The organism is Nocardioides silvaticus (genome assembly GCF_003160695.1).
Taxonomy (GTDB): domain Bacteria; phylum Actinomycetota; class Actinomycetes; order Propionibacteriales; family Nocardioidaceae; genus Nocardioides; species Nocardioides silvaticus.
Genome location: NZ_QGDD01000007.1, coordinates 203,017 through 221,666, shown reverse-complemented (window position 1 = coordinate 221,666; position 18,650 = coordinate 203,017). Strand labels below are relative to the sequence as shown.

The following is an 18,650-nucleotide window of genomic DNA, read 5'->3' as shown; positions in this document are numbered from 1 at the left end:
TAGCCCTCAGGCGCGGTGGGTCGGTCCGGTTCGCGTGGGGTCGGGCGACTGCTGGGCACCCGTCGGCCCCGTCGTGCCCGTGCTGTCGTGAGTGCCGTGGGTGCCGTGGGTGCCGTGTGCGTCCGGGTCGAGCCGGTCAGCCTCACGCAGCCGCTCGTCCATCGTCGCGCGCTCGGCCTGCACGTGCTGGCGCTGCTCCTCGGCGACCATGTCGAGCTGGTCGGCCTCGGCACGCAGCCGCTGGGCCTCTGCCTCGACGGTCTGGGCCTCGGCCTCGGCCTTCTTGACCTCGGGGGCGCGCTGCGCCGCCTCGGTGCGGAGCTCCGCGGCCCGCTTGCGGTGCACGTGCTGCTTGCGCTGCTTCGCCCTCATCGCGGCCATCACCACGAGGGCCAGCACGACCAGCACGGCGACGGCGATGACGATCCAGATCCAGGTGTCCATGTGATTCTCCCTTTCCCTCCGGGGAGGCCGGTGCCCAATCGCGCCGCGGACAAACCGGACACAGGTCAGAGCCGCTTGCCGTAGCAGCGGTTGAGCTCGCTCGCGGCGTAGTGGCCGAAGCCGGGGATCCGCGCGTAGCCGGACGACTCGTAGAGGGCGATCGCCTCGGGCTGGGCTAGCCCGGTCTCGAGCACGATCAGGTCGTAACCGCTGGCGGCGGCGGTCGCCTCGAGCTCGGCGAGGACCCGGCGGGCGAGGCCGTGCCCGCGCTGCTCCGGTACGACGTACATCCGCTTGATCTCGGCGGCCGACGACCCGCCGAGCTCGCGGACCGGAGAACGGCGCCAGGCTCCGGTGCCGACCGGCATCCCGTCGAGGTAGGCCACGAGGAACAGCCCGTGGGGTGGGTCGAACATGGCCGGGTCGAGCGGGGTCTCGTCGGGTCCGCCGTACCGCTGGACGTACTCCTCCTGGACCCGGGCGACGAGCGCGGTCGCGTCCGGGTCGCCGTACCCGACGACCCGCAGCTCGACCACCCCGTCGGTCATCTGTCCACCATGGACATCGATTTATCACCGCCGTGACGCGGCTGTCACACTGGTTGTCTCCTGACAGCGCCGTCAGCACCCGTCCCCTCGATGAGAAGGTTGACCAGTGACTGACGCCCAGACCACGGCCCTGCAGATCCCCGCAGACCTGAAGCCCGCCGACGGCCGGTTCGGAGCCGGGCCCTCGAAGATCCAGACCGGGCACCTCGACGCGCTCGCAGCGACCGGGGCCGAGCTGATGGGGACCTCGCACCGACAGGCGCCGGTGAGGAACGTCGTCGGCCGGGTGCGCGAGGGCCTCGCCGCGCTCTTCGACCTGCCCGACGGCTACGAGGTCGTGCTGGGCAACGGGGGCGCGACGGCGTTCTGGGACATCGCGACGTTCGGGCTCATCGAGGCCAAGAGTCAGCACCTGTCCTTCGGCGAGTTCTCCTCGAAGTTCGCCAAGGCCGCCGAGCAGGCGCCGTGGCTGGACGCCCCGTCGGTCATCAAGAGCGACCCGGGCAGCCGGCCCGAGGCGGTCGCCGAGGCCGGCGTTGACGTCTACGCGTGGGCGCACAACGAGACCTCGACGGCCGTGATGGCGCCGGTCGCGCGGCCCGAGGGTGCCGACACCGGCTCGTTGGTGCTGATCGACGCCACCTCGGGCGCCGGCGGGCTGCCCGTCGACCTAACCCAGGTCGACACCTACTACTTCGCGCCGCAGAAGTGCTTCGCCTCGGACGGCGGCCTCTGGATCGCGCTGATGTCGCCGGCCGCGCTCGAGCGGGCCGCGCGGATCGCAGCGAGCGACCGGCACGTCCCGGCGTTCTTCGACCTGCCGACCGCGATCGACAACTCGGCGAAGAACCAGACCTACAACACCCCGTCGGTCGCCACGCTGTTCCTGATGGCCGAGCAGCTGGACTGGATGAACAGCCAGGGCGGCCTCAAGGGCATGGTCGAGCGCACCACCGAGTCGAGCGGCCACCTCTACGGCTGGGCCGAGCGCACGTCGTACACCACGCCGTACGTCGCCGACCCGAGCCACCGTTCGCTGGTGATCGGCACCATCGACTTCGACGAGGCGATCGACGCCGCCGAGGTCGCGAAGGTGCTGCGCGCCAACGGGATCGTCGACACCGAGCCCTACCGCAAGCTGGGCCGCAACCAGCTGCGGATCGCGATGTACCCGGCGGTCGACCCGGCCGACGTCGAGGCGCTCACGCGGTGCATCGACTACGTCGTCGAGAACCTCTGACGGCGGCGGCGCTCCCACCACGCCCAGCACGGCAGCACGAGCGCGACGAGCAGCCCGCCGGCGATCTCGTCGACCACGTAGTGCTCGGCGTAGTAGACGAGTGAGAAGAGCATGCTCGCCGGGTAGAGCAGCACGGTCCACCGCCACGGGTTCGTGAACCGCGCGATCACCCACCAGGCGATGAAGATCGCCAGGGCGGAGTGGAGCGACGGCATCGCGGCGACCTGGTTGCCGATCGCCGAGACGTTCTGGTGGGCGGTGTCGGTGCTGCTCGCCGACGCCGTGAGGTCGAACCAGCCGCGACCGGTGATGCGGGCGACGTCGTCGGTGAGGTAGCCGTCGCGGGCCGCCATCCACGGCGGCGCCATCGGGTAGACCATGTAGCAGACGACCGACAGCGAGATGATCGTCAGGTAGCGCCGCATGTAGTAGACCCACTCGTCGCGGTTGCGCTTCCAGAGGAACGCGCCGATCGCCAGTGCCGCGAAGAAGTGGGAGTAGTAGACCGTGGTGAGCACGACGTCGTACCACGCCGGCGTCAGCGACTGCCGGCACGGCACCCCGCACAGGTGCTGCTGCAGGAACTCGGTCGGCAGCGTGCCGCCGAACAGCCAGCGGTCGGCCTCGATGGGCTCGGTGAAGTGGACGCTGAAGATGCCGAGGTCGTCGGAGATGCCGCGGCTGTAGAGGTAGACGAGCAGCACCAGGAACGGCGGCCACCAGTCACGGATGAACGCGAGGTGCTCCTGCACCGGCCGGCGGACGTCCCAGGCGACCGTGGCGAGCCAGAGGATGATGACGACCTGGTAGCCCTGCCGGGGCAGTCCGCCGAAGTACATGTACGCCGCCAGGCCGACCGCGTAGGTGAGGATGCCGAGGACGCGGACCGCGTCGAACCGCGCGGGCGTGACCGTGGCACCCGACTTCGCCGGTTGCGCCGACAGCGCCGACTGCGCGGCCTGTGCCTCCGGATCGGCTTCCAGGGTCATGCGTCACCTCCGGAGAGGAGGGTACTGACCCGGCCGGTGCTGCGCTCAGAGATACCCGCGGACCAGCTCGTACGTCGACCCGCCGAACGCCACGATCCGCGCCAGCTCGACCTCGGTCGGGGTCGCACGGAGGGTGTCGACGGCCGCTGCGACGGCATCCTCCTTCGGCCAGCCGTAGACGCCGGCGCTGATCAACGGGAACGCGACCGAGCGCGCGCCCACCTCGTCGGCGACCTCGAGCGCCCGCTTGTAGCAGGAGGTCAGCAACGAGCGGTCCCGCTCGCCGGCGTTGTGGTTGGGGCCGACCACGTGGATCACCCACTGCGCGGGCATCGCGCCCGCGGTCGTCCAACCGGCATCGCCGGTCGCGAGTCCGTTCGGGAACCGCCGGATGCAGTCCTCGAGGACGGCCGGACCGCCCGCGCGGTGGATCGCCCCGTCGACACCTCCCCCGCCCCGCATGCCGCGGTTGGCGGCGTTCACGACCGCGTCGACCTGCTGCTGGGTGATGTCTCCCTCGACGACCTCGAGCTCCATGGCGTCAGGTTGCCACGTCAGCCGATGAGCCGCAGGACCGCGCGCTCGAGCGCCGCCTGCCGCTCGTCCGGGCCGTCGTACTTCTTCCGCACGGCGTTGCGGATGGTGTCGCCCTCCTCGTAGGCGTCGATGACCCGAGGGTCGACGTAGGACGACCGCGCGAGCGTCGGCGTGTTGCCGAGGTACTCCGCGACCTCGCGCATCGCCGCCGTCACCGCCCGTTTCCTCGCGGTCTTGCTCGCCTCCGGACCCGGCGCCTCGGCCAGCGCCGCCGCGGCGAGGACGGTCGCGTGCCACGTGCGGAAGTCCTTGGCCGAGGCGTCCATCCCGGTGGCCTCGCGCAGGTAGTCGTTGACCAGGTCCGGCGTCAGCGAGCGCCACTTCCGGCCGACCTGGAAGCACAGCAGCGTCTGGTCGGTCGTCGACCGGCGGCGCCGCATCCTGTCCAGCAGGTCGATCACCAGCGGGTCGTCGACCTCGATCCGGTGCTCGACGCCGGACTTCCCGGTGAACTCGAAGACGAGCAGGTCCCGCTGTCGCCGTACGTGCCGGCGCTCGAGGGTCGTCAGCCCGAACGATCCGTTCTCCTCGGCGTAGACGTCGTTGCCGATGCGGAAGTAGCCGAGGTCGAGTAGGCGTACGGCGAGCGCGCACCCCACCCGGTCGCAGACGTTGCCGATCGCGAGGTCGGTGAGCACCTGCTCCCGGACCTTCGGCAGCCGCCGCCCGAACCGCAGCACCCGGTCGTACTTCTCCGCCGACCGCTGCTCGACCCACGCCGGGTGGTAGATGTACTGCCGCCGCCCGGCCTCGTCGGTACCCACCGCCTGCAGGTGGCCGCGCGGGTAGGGACTGATCCAGACGTCTCGCCACGCCGGCGGGATCACCAGCGCCTTGCAGCGTTCGGCGTCCTCCCCCGTCAGCCGGTTGCCGTCCTGGTCGAGGAAGACCCACCCCTTGCCGGCACGCCGACGGGACCAACCGGGCTGGTCAGGAGAGGTACGGCGCAGCACGGGCACGGCCCGAAGGTAACCGTTCGCGAGCGCCTCAGACGAGCGACAACGTCACACGCGCCGCGCTGCCCTCGTCGAGCCCCTCCGCCGCCCGTACCGCCTTCTTGACCGGCAGCACGTAGGTCTTCTGCTCGGTGCTCGGGAACACCGACGTCCGCCACGTCGTCGCACCGATCGTCACCTCGACCCGCACGCTCCCGAAGCCCGTCCCCGGCGCCGCCACCACCTCGATCTCGTCCGAGACCTCGAACGGCAGGCTGACGAAGAACCACGCACCCGACGTCGCCTCGTCCTTGGCCTCCCAGCGCCACAACGGCGCCGTGAAGTCGTAGGTCGGGCTCGGCGTGCTCACGCCCTGCATCGTGGCACCTGTCGCCGACACCGCGGGGCTAGCGCGGCCGGAGCGACCGGATCAGCACGACGAGCACCACGACCCCGACGATCCCGCCGACGGCCCAGGGCCAGAGGGGGCGGGCGACGTCGGAGGAGTCGTGGCCGGGGTCGCCGTCGAGGGTCTCGTCGGAGACGGGTCCGCCCTCGTCGGCAGGGTCATCACGGTCGGGACGGTCCCGGTCGGGCTTCTCCTCGGGCTCGGGGCCGGCCATCGCGTCCCGCACCTCGGCCGGCAGCCTGATGCGCAGCACCTCGCTGTTCGTGCCCTCGGAGCTGAGGTAGACGCTGCCGTCGTCGCCGACGGCGATGCCCTCGCCCTGCTCCTGGTCCGGCAGGTAGAACTCCTCGCCGACCTGGTCGAGGGACGGCCAGGTGTAGACAGCGGCCTTCACGTAGCCGCGGAGGACGAGGTGGTTGCCATCGGGGAAGAACGCGCCGTCGGTGGTGATCGGCAGCACCTCGTCGTCCAGCTCCTTCAGCCGGTTCGGACGGTCGGGGTCGAGGTCGAGCGGGGCGGCGTAGAGGCGGCCGATGAACTCCTTCGCCACGACCAGCACCTGCCCGGTCCCCGGGTGGATGAGCAGGGCCTCGCTGTCGTGGGTGCCGTCGGGGTAGGTCAGCTCGTACGTCGTCGGGTCGACCGCGCCGTCCTGGCCGAACGGCACCCGGTAGACCTCGACGGAGTCGCGGGGCGAGATGTTGCCGCCGGTGTCACCGACCAGGACGTCACCCTCCGGCGTCAGCGCCATCGACTCCACATCGGCCGGCGCGCCGTCCCAGGTCGTCTCGGCCACCGTCGCGCCGTCGGCGGGGTCGACGGTGAAGACGCGCCCCCCGTCGCCGGAGTCGTTGACGGTCGCGAAGAGCCCGTCGTGCGCGATCAGCCCGCTGGACTCGACGATGTCCGGGTCGGCGAACGCGAAGACGACCTCGCCCTCGACGGGGGCCGGACCGCTGGCGGAGAGCCCGAGGCCGAACGGCAGGACGGCCAGGGCTGCGAGCAGCTTCTCCAACCGGCTCACCCGGCTCCGAGCAGCACGTCGAGGCGCGGTGTGACCTGCCAGGCGGCGACGAGGTCGTCGTACTCCTGCCGCAGCGCGGGCTCCGGCGCCGCCCCCGTCCGCACCGCCCGCAGCAGCGTGTTGCGCGGGGTGTGCTTGCTCTCGACGAACTGCATGACGTCGACGCGGTAGCCGTGCAGCCGCAGCAACATCTCCCGCACGGCATCGGTCATCGTGTCGGCGAACCGCTCGCGGAGGATGCCGTGCCGGGTCAGGGAGGCGTACGGCGAGGGGGTCGGCGCCGTGCGCAGCTGGGCCGCGAGGTCGTGGTGGCAGCAGGGCGCGGCCAGCACCACCGGCGCCCGCCAGCCCACCGCCCGGGCGAGCGCCTCGTCGGTGGCCGTGTCGCACGCGTGCAGCGCGAGCACGACGTCCGGGCGCCGGTCCCGCTCGGGCAGCTCGGCGCCGTGGATGGTGCCGACGACGAAGTCGGCCTCGATCGAGAGGTCGGCCGCGAGCCGGCTGTTGTGCTCGGCGGACTGCTCCTTCACGTCGACGCCGACCAGTCGCACCGGTAGCCCGCGGTGCTCGGTGAGGTACCGGTGCGCGGCGAACGTCAGGTAGCCGTTGCCGCAGCCGAGGTCGACGATGCGCAGCGGGTCGTCGGCGGTCGGCCGCCGCAGCTGCTTGCCGATCGCGTCGGAGATCGTCGTGTCGAGGATCCGCACGAACTCCTCCACCTGGCGGTACTTCGCCTGCCGGCTCGGCTTGACCCGCCCCTCCGCGTCGGCGATCCCGAGCGCGGTCAGCACCGGGTCGTCGCTCGGCAACAGCCGCGCCTTCTCCCGGTCGTGGCTGCGGTCCACCCGGGCCGCACCTCCGCTGGTCGTCGAGCCTGCCGAGACCTTCGTGTGGGTGATCGCCTCGAGCTTCTTCGTGACCCGCAGCTGCAGCACCTCGCTCGTCGTCTCGACGTGCCAGTTGCCGAACGGCTCGGCCAGCAGCGCGTCGACGGCGGCCCCGGCCGCCTCGCCGGCGAGGTGGTTGGAGGTGTGAGCCTGGGTGGCGTCGTACCGCACGACCTGGAGGTGGGGTCCCGCCTTGAGGTCCACCCATCGCAGCTCGACCCGGCGCCACGGCGGCTGCGCGCCCTTCTGCCGGCCCGTCGCGAGCCCGCGCAGCAGCCCCTCGGCGTCGAGGAGGCGCTCCCGGACCCGGGCGAGGCCCTCGCCGAGCGACTCGGTCACCGACGCCATCTCAGCCCGTCATCCGAGGATCGCCGCGACGACGACGATGATGAGCAGCGCCGCCAACGCGACCGGGATCACGAGTCGGCGGTGGCGCGGGTTCACCCCTCCAGCCTAGAGGCGAGCAGCTCGGCGAGGTGGAGCGCCTGCACGCCGGCGAGGTCGTCGAGCTGGAGCGCGCAGGACATGCCGTCGGCGAGCACCACCGTCTGCGGGTCGACCTCCCGCGCGGTGCGGACGGCGGGCAGCAGGTGCGACTCGGCGATCGCCACCGAGGTCTCGTAGTGCCCCTTCTCGACGCCCCAGTTGCCGGCCAGCCCGCAGCACCCGGGCACCGCGGTCACCGTCGCCCCGGCTCGCTCGAGCAGGGTGCGGTCGGCGGCCCAGCCGAGCACCGAGGAGTGGTGGCAGTGCGGCTGCGCGACGACCGCGACGCCGCTCAGGTCGGGAAGCGGCAGGCCGAGCCGGGTCACCAGCTCGGCGAAGGTCAGCACGCCCGCGCCGACCCGCGCAGCCGTCGGGTCGTCGACCAGCTCGGCCGCGTCGGAGCGCAGCGCCGCTACGCACGAGGGCTCGAGGCCGAGGACGGGCACGCCCGAGTCGACGTACGGCGCCAGCGCGGTCACCGCCTTCCCGACGATCCGCTGTGCGGCATCGAGCTGGCCGGTCGTGATCCACGGCAGAGCGCAGCAGGCGCGGTCGCCGATCACCCGCACCCGCAGGCCGGACGCCTCGAGGAACTCGATCGCGGCCAGTCCTGGCGCGGTGCGGAAGTGGTCGGTGAACGAGTCGGCCCACACCCACACGTCGACGCCGCCGGCGCGGCCGCGCACCTGCTCGATCGTCGAGGTGGCCGCAAGCCTGCGCAGCCGCTTCGTGGCGAACGTCGGCAGCGACCGCCGCTGGTCGACCCCGGCCGCGGCCTTGGCCAGCGACGCGAGCGGGCCGACCCGCAGCGCCGCGTTGTTCACGCGGGCCACCGGTGCGCCGAGCCGCGCCCAGCGCGGGAGCCGCCCGAGCAGGTAGTGCGACCGCGGCCGTCGCTTCCCGGCGTAGGTCTGCTGCAGCACCTCGGACTTGTAGGTCGCCATGTCGACGCCGGTCGGGCAGTCCGAGGAGCAGCCCTTGCAGGACAGGCACAGGTCGAGCGCCTCGTGCACGGCAGGGTCTTCGACCCCGCCGGGCAGCGCTCCGGTCAGCGCCTCCTGCAGCACCCGGGCACGGCCGCGGGTGGAGTCCTTCTCGTCGCCGGTGGCGACGTACGACGGGCACATCACGCCCGCTGGCGACGGCGCTACGCACTTCCCGACCCCCGTGCACCGGTGCACCGCTGCGCCCAGCGAGCCGCCGTCGTGGGCGAGTGCCAGCACCGAGCCGACCGGCGTCACCGGGCGGGCCGGCCGCAGGTCGGCGTCGAGCGGCCGCGGCTCGACGAGCACGCCGGGGTTGAGCAGCCCCGCCGGATCGGCCGCGTGCTTGACCGCGGCGAACAGTCGGAGCGACGTCTCGTCGTACATCAGCGGCAGCAGCTCCGACCGGGCCCTGCCGTCGCCGTGCTCGCCCGACAGGGAGCCGCCGTGCTCGCGCAGACGCTCGGCGCACGCGACGAGGAACTCGCGGAACGCCGCCGGACCACCGGAGAAGTCGAAGTCGATGCGCACGTGCACGCAGCCGTCGCCGAAGTGGCCGTAGGGCACGCCGTCGAGCCGGTGCTCGCGGAGGAGCTCGTCGAAGTCGCGCAGCCAGGCGCCGAGCCGGGCGGGCGGCACGGCGGCGTCCTCCCAGCCGGAGTACGCCGGGCGCGACAGGCTGCGTGCGGCCAGGCCGGCGCCGTCCTCGCGGATCCGCCACAGCGCCGCCGCCTGGGTGGGCGAGCCGACGACGAACGAGTCGAGCGCGCCGGCCGACGTCTCGAGCGCGGCGAGCGCCGGCAGCCGCTCGGGTCCGGCCATCTCGACGAAGAGCCAGCCGCTCCCCTGCGGCAGGTCGGGCACCGAGCCCCCCCGGGCGCGCACCAGGTCGACGATCCGCGCGTCGAGGCCCTCGCACGCGACCATCCGGGCCTCGCCGGCGACCGCGCCGAGCAGGAACGGCACCGCGTCGGCCGCCTCGACCATCGACGGGTAGCCGAGCACGAGGAGGCTTCGCTCCTCCTCCGGCACCAGTGACACGGTGACCTCGCGCAGCAGCCCGAGGGTGCCCTCGGAGCCGGCGAAGAACTTCGGCACCGACAGCCGCTCGGGCAGCAGGTGCTCCAGGGAGTAGCCCGACACCTGCCGGGTGAACTGCCCGAACGACGTCCGCACGTGCCCGAGCTCCTCCGCGACGACCGAAGCCAGCCGGGCCTCGACCTCCGCCGCGCTCGCCGTCCGGTCGCCCCAGACCACGTCGGCGGCCACGACCGTGTCGGCCGACCGCCCGTAGCCCAACGCCCGCGAGCCGCAGGCGTTGTTGCCGACCATGCCGCCGATCGTGCAGCGGGTGTGCGTGGAGGGGTCTGGCCCGTAGCGCAGGCCGTACGGTGCTGCGGCCCGCTGCAGCACGGCGTGCACGATGCCCGGCTCGACCCGCGCGGTGCGGGCGTCCGGGTCGATCTCGAGCACCCGGTCCAGGCGACGGGTGTCGACGACGATTCCCTCGCCCACGGCGTTGCCCGCGATCGACGTACCGGACCCGCGCATGGTCACCGACGTCCCCGCCGCCGCGGCGACCTCGAGCACCGCCTCCAGCTGGTCGCGGTGACGTGGCCGGGCGACGGCGGCGGGCAGCACCCGGTAGATCGACGCGTCGGAGGAGTAGAGGGCGCGGGTCAGGGCGGAGTCGTCGGCCTCGACGCCCCGGCGGGCCAGCTCGGCCACCAGGCTCCGGGGGTCGCTCACCCGGTCAAATCTAGTCGGCCGGGAGCGCGCGCTCGCACCCGACCGCAGGCGTGGTCACCAGTGCTGCATCGACGACCCGATGATCCCCGCCAGGTCGTCGTCGGTGACCGGCTTCGGGGCGGTCGCGAGAAGTCGCTGCTGCTGGACGGCGCCCGCGACCAGGTCGTCGACGTCGGCCTCGCCGTAGCCGACCTCGCCCAGACCGTTGGGCAGCCCGATGTCGCGCATGAGGGTCGCCAGGGTGCGCGGCAGCACGTCGGGCCCGTCGCCCTCGGCGGCCGGGTCCAGCAGCCGGGCCGCCCGTAGGTGCCGCTCGGGTGCGGCGTCGAACGTGAACCGGAACGCCTCCGGCGCCGTCAGCGCGACCGCCATCCCGTGCGGCACGATCGGCTCGTCGCTGGGGTAGCCCGCAGGGCGGTAGTCCCGCACCCGCCCGGCGATCGGGTAGGCGTTGGCGTGCGGGATGTGCACGCCGGCGTTGCCGAACCCCAGCCCCGCGAACGTCGCCGCCATCGCCATCTGCTCGGCCACCTCCGGCGCCATCCCACCCTCGCGCACGGCGTCGCGGAAGGCACCGGCGAGCAGGCCGAGCGCCCGCTCCGACCACAGGTCGGCGATCGGGTTGGAGCCGCAGTAGGGCACCCGCTGCTCGGGCGTCTTCGCGTCGAAGTCGGCGTACCACCGGGCGGTGTAGCTCTCGAGCGCGTGGCACAGGATGTCCATCCCCGCCGCCGCGGTCACCCCCGCCGGCTGGGTGGCGCTGAGGTCCGGGTCGACGACGGCCAGCCGCGGCCGGAGCGCCGGGTGGCTGATGCCGGTCTTCACCTTGAGCGCCAGCACGTCCATCACGCAGATCGTGGTGCTCTCGCTGCCGGTGCCGGTCGTCGTCGGCACCGCGACCAGCGGCAGCAGTGGCTGCTCCGGCGCGCGCGCCTTCCCGACGGGCGCGTTGACGTAGTCCATCAGCTCGCCGGGGTTCGTCACCAGCAGCGCCACCGCCTTGGCGGTGTCGATCGACGACCCGCCCCCGACCGCCACCACCGCGTCGAACGGCCCCTCCGCCCGCGCGAACTCCGCCGCGTGCCTCAGCGACTCGTCGGTCGGCTCGACACGGGCGCCGTCGTACGTCGTGACGGACAGGCCGCGCTCGACCAGCGCCTCGGCCACCGCGGCCGGGTGCCCCGCCGCGGCGACGCCGGGATCGGTCACCAGCAGCACCCGTCGCACGCCCCACGTCGTCAGGTCGTACCCGAGCTCGCGCGACGCCCCCCGCCCGAACTTCAGCGCCGGTGCTGCATAGGTGAAGACACTTTCCCGATGATCGAGCCTGTCGAGATCCACGTCGCCCAACTTAGTGCGCGCCCGATCAATCAACGCGATCTCGCGGTCGAACCACCGACCCGTTGCTCGACCAGCTGGGGCAGCCGCGCCCGGTCGAGGAGCAGGGGACGACCCACCCCGCGAACGGGTCCGGGGCGGCCCGCTTCCGGCCGGAGCGGGAGGGCCGCCCCACACACGAATGCGAAGCCCCGCGCAGCGGACTCCTTCAATCCCCCGCAGCCGCAATCGCAGCGCGAACAAGACTGCTGTAGGACTCCTCGTCCGCGGAGACCTCCGCGATCGGCACCCACGCCACCGCGTCGGTCGTCCCGTCGACCTCGACGACCCGCGGCTCGGCGCCGTCCGGCACCGTGGCGCGGTAGACGATCCGGATGGCGTGGAAGTCCTCGCGGCGGCCGGTAGGGGCGGTGCCGGTGAAGTGGTGGTCGTCGACCGTCAGCAGCGCACCCAGCTCGCCGTCGAGCCCGCACTCCTCCTGCAGCTCGCGCAGCACGGTGGCGCCCGGGGACTCGCCGTGGTCGATGCCGCCGCCGGGCAGGGTCCAGACGCCGGGGTGCGGCCCGAGGGCGGAGTTGCGGGTCAGCAGCAGGGCGCCGTCCCGCTCGACGTAGGCGTAGGCGGCCACCCGCTGGCGCCGGTACGGCAGCAGCACGGCCAGCGCCTCGGTGACCAGGCCGACGGTCGGCAGGGTGCCGTCGAGCACGTCCGCGATCGGCTGCCAGGCAGCGTCGGCGGTCGAGCCGTCGATCTCCACGACCCGGGGGTCGGGGGCGTCGGAGGCCACCCAGCCGTCGTACACCATCCGCACGGAGTGCGCGTCCACGCGGCGGCCGCGGCGCCAGGTGTCGGAGAGGTGCATCGAGAAGACGTGGGCGGTCTCGCCGACCTCGGCGTGCAGCCCGGTCTCCTCGTAGATCTCACGGATGACGGCCGCTCGCGGGTCCTCGCCGTGGTCGACGCCGCCGCCCGGCAGCGTCCACAGCTCGTGCTTCGTGACCCGCTCGGCGAGCCGGCTGAGGAGGATGCGGTCGCCGCGGACGATGACGGCGTACGCCGCCAGCCGTTGCACCTGCTGCCCCATGGGTCCTCCCCGCCCCAGACTAGAGGCTGGCACCTTCGTGCCTAGGCGAAAGGAGGACGGGCGTCCCGGGCGATCGAGCGACGCCCGGCCCAGCGCCACACCCGCGCGGCCCGGTCGCGGTCCTCGTCGGTCACGAAGTTGCCCATCCAGCGCAGTGCCAGTGTCATCAGCAGGTCCGAGCGCATGCCGACCGGGCCGAGCGCCGGGAGCAGCCGCGGCACGGTCACCAGCCCGGCGAGCCGCCGGGCGATGGAGAAGGCCTCGCCGTAGTGCTCCCGCAGCACCGCCGGCCAGATGACGCCGAGGTCGGCCCCACCGGTGGTCGAGCCCGTCGAGACCATCAGCTCGGCGATGAGCCGACCGGTCTCGAGGCCGTAGTCGATGCCCTCGCCGTTGAGCGGGTTGACGCAGGCGGCGGCGTCGCCGATCAGCGCCCAGTTCGGACCCGCGACGTTGGAGACCGCGCCGCCCATCGGCAGCAGCGCGGACGTCGGCATCCGCAGCTCGTCGCCGAGCTCGAACTCCTCGCGCCGCTCGTCGGCGTAGAAGCCCATCAGCGGCTTGATCGCCACGTCGGCCGGCCGCTTCGCCGTCGCCAGCGTGCCGACGCCGAGGTTGACCCCGCCGGCGTCGGTGCCGAGCGGGAAGATCCAGCCGTAGCCGGAGAGCACCTCGCCATCCTGACCGCGCAGCTCCAGGTGCGAGCTGATCCACGGATCGTCCGGCTTCGTCGACGACACGTAGCAACGGCCGGCGACGCCGTACACCGTGTCGCGGTGCCACTCGCGGCCGAGCACCTTCCCGAGCGGGGACCGGACGCCGTCGGCGACCACCAGCCGCTCGCACTCGATCTCGAACCGCTCGCCGCCGCGGGACCCGCGTGCGAACACGACGGCCGCCACCTTGCCACCGTCCCAGCGCACGTCGACCGCCCGCGCGCCGTCGATCCCGGTCGCGCCCGCCTTGATCGCGGTCGTGCGGAGGTAGTCGTCGAGCTCGGTGCGCGCGATCGCACTGCCCCAGTCGGGCAGGTTGCCGCCCGGCCACGGCAGGTGCAGCGTCTGCCCGAACCCGTGGGCCCGCAGGCCCTGGTTGACGGTGTGCGCCCGCACCCAGTCGGTCAGGCCGAGCCGGTCGAGCTCACCGATGGCGCGGGGCGTCAGCCCGTCGCCGCACGTCTTGTCGCGGGGGAACACCGCGGCGTCCGCGAGCACGACGTCCGCACCCAGGCGCGCAGCCCATGCCGCGGCCGCGGAGCCCGCCGGGCCCGCGCCCACGACGAGCACGTCGGTGCGCTGCGGAGTGGTCACCCGGCCATCTTCTCAGCCCGGCCCGAGGACCGACGAATCAGTCCGGGCCGGGGGGCTCAGGTCTCGTCGTCGTCGTAGATCTTCGGAGCGTCCTCGTAGCCGGGCTGGTCGGTGAACATGCCCTTCTCGCTGTCGAACTCCCGGCCGGCGTTGGACACCTCGGAGTTCTCGGGCCGGTTGTCCGGGTCGAGCCGCTCCTTGCGGTCGGCGAGGATCTCCTCGACCGGCGACCCGTCGAACCCGACGGCGTCCGGCGGGTAGTCCTCGGCGGGGTCGTCCTCCGGCTCCGCGTCCTGCGCCTGCTCCAGCGCGTCCTCGACCGGAACCTCGTCGTTCTCCGGGAACGCAGCCTCGCTCGCCATGCCGCTCTCCTCTCGTCGGGCCTCGTCCATCGTCGTGCCGGTACCCCGTCGGTCGTCGAGTAGCCCGCGCCGCCCCGGCCGTCGGCCGTCCCCTCGGTCGTCCCCCGGTCGTCGAGTAGGAGCGAGCGCAGCGAGCGACGTATCGAGACGCCCCTTCGGTCGTCGAGTAGGAGCGAGCGCAGCGAGCGACGTATCGAGACGCCCCTTCGGTCGTCGAGTAGGAGCGAGCGCAGCGAGCGACGTATCGAGACGCCGCTTCGTACCCACCGCCGTCCCCACCGTCGGCGGGCACGTCACCGGGTCTCGATACACAGAAGGCACCCCCGAGCAAGCTCGGGGGTGCCTTCTGCTACTCGACCTGCGCGCCTGGTCCGCGGCTTCGCAAGCTCAGCCGCGGGGAGCTTCAGTTCTGATAGGAACCAAAGTCGAAGTCGTCCAGCGCGACGGCCTGGCCGCCGGTGCTGCCGAACTCGTAGTCGTAGGACTCGTAGCCGGTCACGGCGTAGGCCGCCTGGCGCGCCTCCTCGGTCGGCTCCACCCGGATGGCGCGGTAGCGCTCCAGGCCGGTGCCGGCGGGGATCAGCTTGCCGATGATCACGTTCTCCTTCAGACCGCGCAGCGAGTCCGAGCGGGCGTTGATCGCGGCGTCGGTGAGCACCCGGGTGGTCTCCTGGAAGGAGGCCGCCGAGAGCCACGACTCCGTGGCCAGCGAGGCCTTGGTGATGCCCATGAGCTCCGGACGACCAGAGGCCGGCTTGCCGCTCTCGGAGACGACCCGACGGTTCTCCTCCTCGAACTTCACCCGGTCCACCAGGTCGGACGGCAGCAGGTTGGTGTCGCCCGACTCCAGCACCGTGATCCGGCGCAGCATCTGCCGCACGATGATCTCGATGTGCTTGTCGTGGATCGACACGCCCTGGCTGCGGTACACCTCCTGGACCTCGTCGACGAGGTGCTGCTGGGTACGGCGCACGCCGAGGATCCGCAGCACCTCCTTCGGGTCCGGGGTGCCCTGCGTGAGCATCTGGCCGACCTCGATGTGGTCGCCGTCCGCCACGAGCAGCCGCGACCGGCGGGAGACGACGTACTCCTTCACGTCGCTGCCGTCGTCCGGGGTGACCAGGACCTTGCGGGCCTTGTCGGTCTCCTCGATCTGCACCCGGCCGGCGGCCTCGGAGATCGGGGAGACACCCTTCGGGGTGCGGGCCTCGAAGAGCTCGACGACGCGGGGCAGACCCTGCGTGATGTCGTCGGCCGACGCCACACCACCGGTGTGGAAGGTCCGCATCGTCAGCTGCGTGCCGGGCTCACCGATCGACTGGGCGGCGATGATGCCGACCGCCTCGCCGATGTCGACGAGCTTGCCGGTGGCCAGCGAGCGGCCGTAGCACTTCGCGCAGGTGCCGGTGCGGGCGTCGCAGGTCAGGACCGAGCGGACCACGACCTCCTCGATGCCGGCCTCGATGAGCTCGGCGATCTTGACGTCGCCGAGGTCGTCGCCGGCGGAGGCGAGCACCTCACCGGTCCCCGGGTGGGTGATGTCGACGGCCGCGGTGCGGGCGTACGCCGCGGTCTCGGCGTTCTCGTGCTTGACGACCGTGCCGTCCGCGTCGCGCTCGCCGATCCGCTTCGGCAGACCACGCTCGGTGCCGCAGTCGTCCTCGCGGATGATGACGTCCTGCGACACGTCGACCAGACGACGCGTGAGGTAGCCCGAGTCGGCCGTCCGCAGCGCGGTGTCGGCCAGACCCTTGCGGGCACCGTGGGTGGAGATGAAGTACTCCAGCACCGAGAGGCCCTCGCGGAAGTTCGCCTTGATCGGCCGCGGGATGATCTCGCCCTTCGGGTTGGCCACCAGACCGCGCATGGCACCGACCTGACGGATCTGGTTGAAGTTTCCGGAGGCGCCGGAGGTGACCTGCATGAAGATCGGGTTCGTCTTGTCGAACGCCTTCTCCATCGCGTCACCGACCTGCTTGCCGGCCTCGGTCCAGATCTCGATGAGCTCCTGACGACGCTCGTCGTCGGTGATCAGACCCCGCTCGAACTGCTGCTGGATCTTCGCGGCCTTGTCCTCGAAGCCCGAGAGCAGCTCGGCCTTGTTCGGCGGCGTGGTGACGTCGGCGATCGACACCGTCACACCGGACCGGGTGGCCCAGTAGAAGCCGGTGTCCTTCAGCGCGTCCAGCGATGCCGCGACCTCGACCTTGCCGTAGCGCTCGGCCAGGTCGTTGACGATCGCACCGAGCTGCTTCTTGCCGACCTCGTAGTTCACGAACGGGTAGTCCGCGGGCAGGGTGTCGTTGAACAGCGCCCGGCCGAGGGTCGTCTCGAGCAGCACCGGCTCGCCGACCACGGCGTCCTCGAGGACGGCGTCGTCGAAGCGGATCTTGACCCGGCTCTGCAGCGTGATCTCGTTGCGGTCGAAGGCCATGATGGCCTCGGCCGGCGAGGAGAACACCCGACCCTCGCCCACGGCGCCCTCGCGCTCGGAGGTGAGGAAGTACAGGCCGATGATCATGTCCTGGGTCGGCATGGTGACCGGCCGGCCGTCGGACGGCTTCAGGATGTTGTTGGTCGACAGCATCAGGATCCGCGCCTCGGCCTGGGCCTCGGCGGACAGCGGCAGGTGCACCGCCATCTGGTCACCGTCGAAGTCCGCGTTGAACGCGGTGCAGACGAGCGGGTGGATCTGGATCGCCTTGCCCTCGATCAGCTGCGGCTCGAAGGCCTGGATGCCGAGGCGGTGCAGCGTGGGCGCACGGTTGAGCAGCACGGGGTGCTCGGTGATGACCTCTTCGAGGACGTCCCACACGACCGGGCGGGCGCGCTCCACCATCCGCTTGGCGGACTTGATGTTCTGCGCGTGCGACAGGTCGACGAGGCGCTTCATCACGAACGGCTTGAACAGCTCGAGCGCCATCTGCTTCGGCAGACCGCACTGGTGCAGCTTCAGCTGGGGACCCGACACGATGACCGAACGGCCCGAGTAGTCCACGCGCTTGCCGAGCAGGTTCTGGCGGAACCGGCCCTGCTTGCCCTTGAGCATGTCCGACAGCGACTTCAGCGGGCGGTTGCCCGGGCCGGTGACCGGACGGCCACGGCGACCGTTGTCGAACAGCGAGTCGACGGCCTCCTGGAGCATCCGCTTCTCGTTGTTGACGATGATCTCCGGCGCACCGAGGTCGAGCAGTCGCTTGAGCCGGTTGTTCCGGTTGATCACGCGGCGGTAGAGGTCGTTGAGGTCCGAGGTGGCGAACCGGCCACCGTCGAGCTGCACCATCGGGCGCAGGTCCGGCGGGATGACCGGGACGGCGTCGAGCACCATGCCCTGCGGCTTGTTGCCGGTCTTGCGGAACGCGTCGACGACCTTGAGCCGCTTGAGGGCGCGGACCTTGCGCTGGCCCTTGCCCGTGGCGATCGTCTCGCGGAGCGCGTCGACCTCGGCCTCGATGTCGAAGCTCTCGAGCCGCTTCTGGATCGCCGTGGCGCCCATGTGGCCCTCGAAGTACTTGCCGAACCAGTTCTTCATCTCGCGGTAGAGGACCTCGTCACCCATGAGGTCCTGCACCTTGAGGCTCTTGAAGGTCTCCCAGACCTCCTCGAGGCGGGCGATCTCGGCCTCGGACCGCTTGCGGATCTGCGCCATCTCGCGCTCCGCGCCATCCTTGACCTTGCGCTTCTGGTCGGCCTTGGCGCCCTCGGCCTCCAGCGCGGCGAGGTCCTCCTCGAGCTTCTTGGCGCGGTCGTTGATCGCACCGTCGAGGCGGTCCTGCAGCATCTTGCGCTGCTGGCCGACCTTGGCCTCGAGCGAGGACAGGTCGCGGTGGCGGGCGTCCTCGTCGACGCTGGTGATCATGTAGGCGGCGAAGTAGATGACCTTCTCCAGGTCCTTCGGCGCCAGGTCGAGGAGGTAGCCGAGCCGGCTCGGGACACCCTTGAAGTACCAGATGTGGGTCACCGGAGCGGCGAGCTCGATGTGGCCCATCCGCTCGCGGCGGACCTTGGACCGGGTCACCTCGACGCCGCAGCGCTCGCAGATGATGCCCTTGAACCGAACCCGCTTGTACTTGCCGCAGTAGCACTCCCAGTCCCGGGTGGGACCGAAGATCTTCTCGCAGAAGAGGCCGTCACGCTCGGGCTTGAGCGTGCGGTAGTTGATGGTCTCCGGCTTCTTGACCTCGCCGTGGCTCCACGTGCGGATGTCGTCCGCGGTGGCCAGGCCGATCTGAAGCTGGTCGAAGAAGTTCACGTCGAGCACGATG

15 protein-coding genes are annotated in these 18,650 nt (G+C 71.8%); 1 reads left to right on the top strand and 14 read right to left on the bottom strand.

The window, feature by feature from the left end; all coding sequences use genetic code 11:
• Positions 1 to 6: 6 nt before the first annotated feature.
• Entirely contained in the window at positions 7 to 444 is a 438-nt protein-coding gene (locus DJ010_RS16050; RefSeq protein WP_109695553.1) for a hypothetical protein, read from the bottom strand.
• Between the two features lie 65 nt (positions 445 to 509).
• A complete protein-coding gene (locus DJ010_RS16045) occupies positions 510 to 992 on the bottom strand; it encodes a GNAT family N-acetyltransferase (protein WP_109695551.1) in 483 nt (160 codons plus the stop codon).
• Between the two features lie 106 nt (positions 993 to 1,098).
• Here DJ010_RS16045 and serC point away from each other — a divergent pair, with 106 nt between their 5' ends.
• On the top strand, positions 1,099 to 2,232 hold the full coding sequence (gene serC / locus DJ010_RS16040; protein ID WP_211318828.1) for a phosphoserine transaminase: 1,134 nt from the start codon (positions 1,099 to 1,101) through the stop codon (positions 2,230 to 2,232).
• On the opposite strand, the gene DJ010_RS16035 is transcribed toward serC, so the two are convergent.
• The 12 genes from DJ010_RS16035 to DJ010_RS15980 all read right to left on the bottom strand — a co-directional run bounded on the left by DJ010_RS16035 (position 2,211) and on the right by DJ010_RS15980 (position 18,646).
• Positions 2,211 to 3,221, bottom strand: coding sequence for a phosphatase PAP2 family protein (locus tag DJ010_RS16035; RefSeq protein ID WP_109695549.1), 1,011 nt, complete (start codon positions 3,219 to 3,221; stop codon positions 2,211 to 2,213). The two genes, serC and DJ010_RS16035, sit on opposite strands and share 22 nt — an antisense overlap.
• Positions 3,222 to 3,266: 45 nt before the next feature.
• A complete protein-coding gene (locus tag DJ010_RS16030) occupies positions 3,267 to 3,758 on the bottom strand; it encodes an O-acetyl-ADP-ribose deacetylase (RefSeq protein ID WP_109695547.1) in 492 nt (163 codons plus the stop codon).
• Positions 3,759 to 3,775: 17 nt separating this feature from the next.
• Positions 3,776 to 4,777, bottom strand: coding sequence for a DNA topoisomerase IB (locus DJ010_RS16025; RefSeq protein ID WP_109695545.1), 1,002 nt, complete (start codon positions 4,775 to 4,777; stop codon positions 3,776 to 3,778).
• Between the two features lie 28 nt (positions 4,778 to 4,805).
• Positions 4,806 to 5,123: a DUF1905 domain-containing protein gene (locus DJ010_RS16020; protein ID WP_245927617.1), complete on the bottom strand. Its 318-nt coding sequence runs from the start codon at positions 5,121 to 5,123 to the stop codon at positions 4,806 to 4,808.
• 37 nt (positions 5,124 to 5,160) lie between these two features.
• A complete protein-coding gene (locus tag DJ010_RS16015; RefSeq protein ID WP_109695541.1) occupies positions 5,161 to 6,186 on the bottom strand; it encodes a hypothetical protein in 1,026 nt (341 codons plus the stop codon).
• Entirely contained in the window at positions 6,183 to 7,421 is a 1,239-nt protein-coding gene (locus DJ010_RS16010; RefSeq protein ID WP_109695539.1) for an SAM-dependent methyltransferase, read from the bottom strand. The genes DJ010_RS16015 and DJ010_RS16010 overlap by 4 nt, the downstream gene beginning before the upstream one ends.
• A 92-nt stretch (positions 7,422 to 7,513) precedes the next feature.
• Positions 7,514 to 10,291 carry an FAD-binding and (Fe-S)-binding domain-containing protein gene (locus DJ010_RS16005; RefSeq protein WP_109695537.1) on the bottom strand — a complete coding sequence of 926 codons (2,778 nt, stop codon included), beginning with the start codon at positions 10,289 to 10,291 and terminating at the stop codon, positions 7,514 to 7,516.
• Positions 10,292 to 10,345: 54 nt separating this feature from the next.
• Entirely contained in the window at positions 10,346 to 11,632 is a 1,287-nt protein-coding gene (locus DJ010_RS16000; RefSeq protein ID WP_109695534.1) for a hydroxyacid-oxoacid transhydrogenase, read from the bottom strand.
• 205 nt (positions 11,633 to 11,837) lie between these two features.
• Positions 11,838 to 12,713, bottom strand: a complete 876-nt coding sequence (locus tag DJ010_RS15995; protein WP_109695532.1) for an NUDIX hydrolase — start codon at positions 12,711 to 12,713, stop codon at positions 11,838 to 11,840.
• Between the two features lie 41 nt (positions 12,714 to 12,754).
• On the bottom strand, positions 12,755 to 14,023 hold the full coding sequence (locus DJ010_RS15990) for a geranylgeranyl reductase family protein (RefSeq protein ID WP_109695530.1): 1,269 nt from the start codon (positions 14,021 to 14,023) through the stop codon (positions 12,755 to 12,757).
• A 56-nt stretch (positions 14,024 to 14,079) separates the two neighbouring features.
• Positions 14,080 to 14,385, bottom strand: coding sequence for a hypothetical protein (locus tag DJ010_RS15985; RefSeq protein WP_146207371.1), 306 nt, complete (start codon positions 14,383 to 14,385; stop codon positions 14,080 to 14,082).
• 403 nt (positions 14,386 to 14,788) lie between these two features.
• Positions 14,789 to 18,646 (bottom strand): DNA-directed RNA polymerase subunit beta', encoded by a 3,858-nt coding sequence (locus tag DJ010_RS15980; protein WP_109695526.1) that lies wholly within the window; start codon positions 18,644 to 18,646, stop codon positions 14,789 to 14,791.
• Between the last annotated feature and the right edge of the window lie 4 nt (positions 18,647 to 18,650).

Bases quoted from the DNA above. Each gene is read 5' to 3' on its own strand.
- DJ010_RS16050 (WP_109695553.1), bottom strand. From the start codon at position 444: ATGGACACCTGGATCTGGATCGTCATCGCCGTCGCCGTGCTGGTCGTG.
- DJ010_RS16045 (WP_109695551.1), bottom strand. From the start codon at position 992: ATGACCGACGGGGTGGTCGAGCTGCGGGTCGTCGGGTACGGCGACCCG.
- DJ010_RS16035 (WP_109695549.1), bottom strand. From the start codon at position 3,221: ATGACCCTGGAAGCCGATCCGGAGGCACAGGCCGCGCAGTCGGCGCTG.
- DJ010_RS16030 (WP_109695547.1), bottom strand. From the start codon at position 3,758: ATGGAGCTCGAGGTCGTCGAGGGAGACATCACCCAGCAGCAGGTCGAC.
- DJ010_RS16010 (WP_109695539.1), bottom strand. From the start codon at position 7,421: ATGGCGTCGGTGACCGAGTCGCTCGGCGAGGGCCTCGCCCGGGTCCGG.
- DJ010_RS15995 (WP_109695532.1), bottom strand. From the start codon at position 12,713: ATGGGGCAGCAGGTGCAACGGCTGGCGGCGTACGCCGTCATCGTCCGC.
- DJ010_RS15985 (WP_146207371.1), bottom strand. From the start codon at position 14,385: ATGGCGAGCGAGGCTGCGTTCCCGGAGAACGACGAGGTTCCGGTCGAG.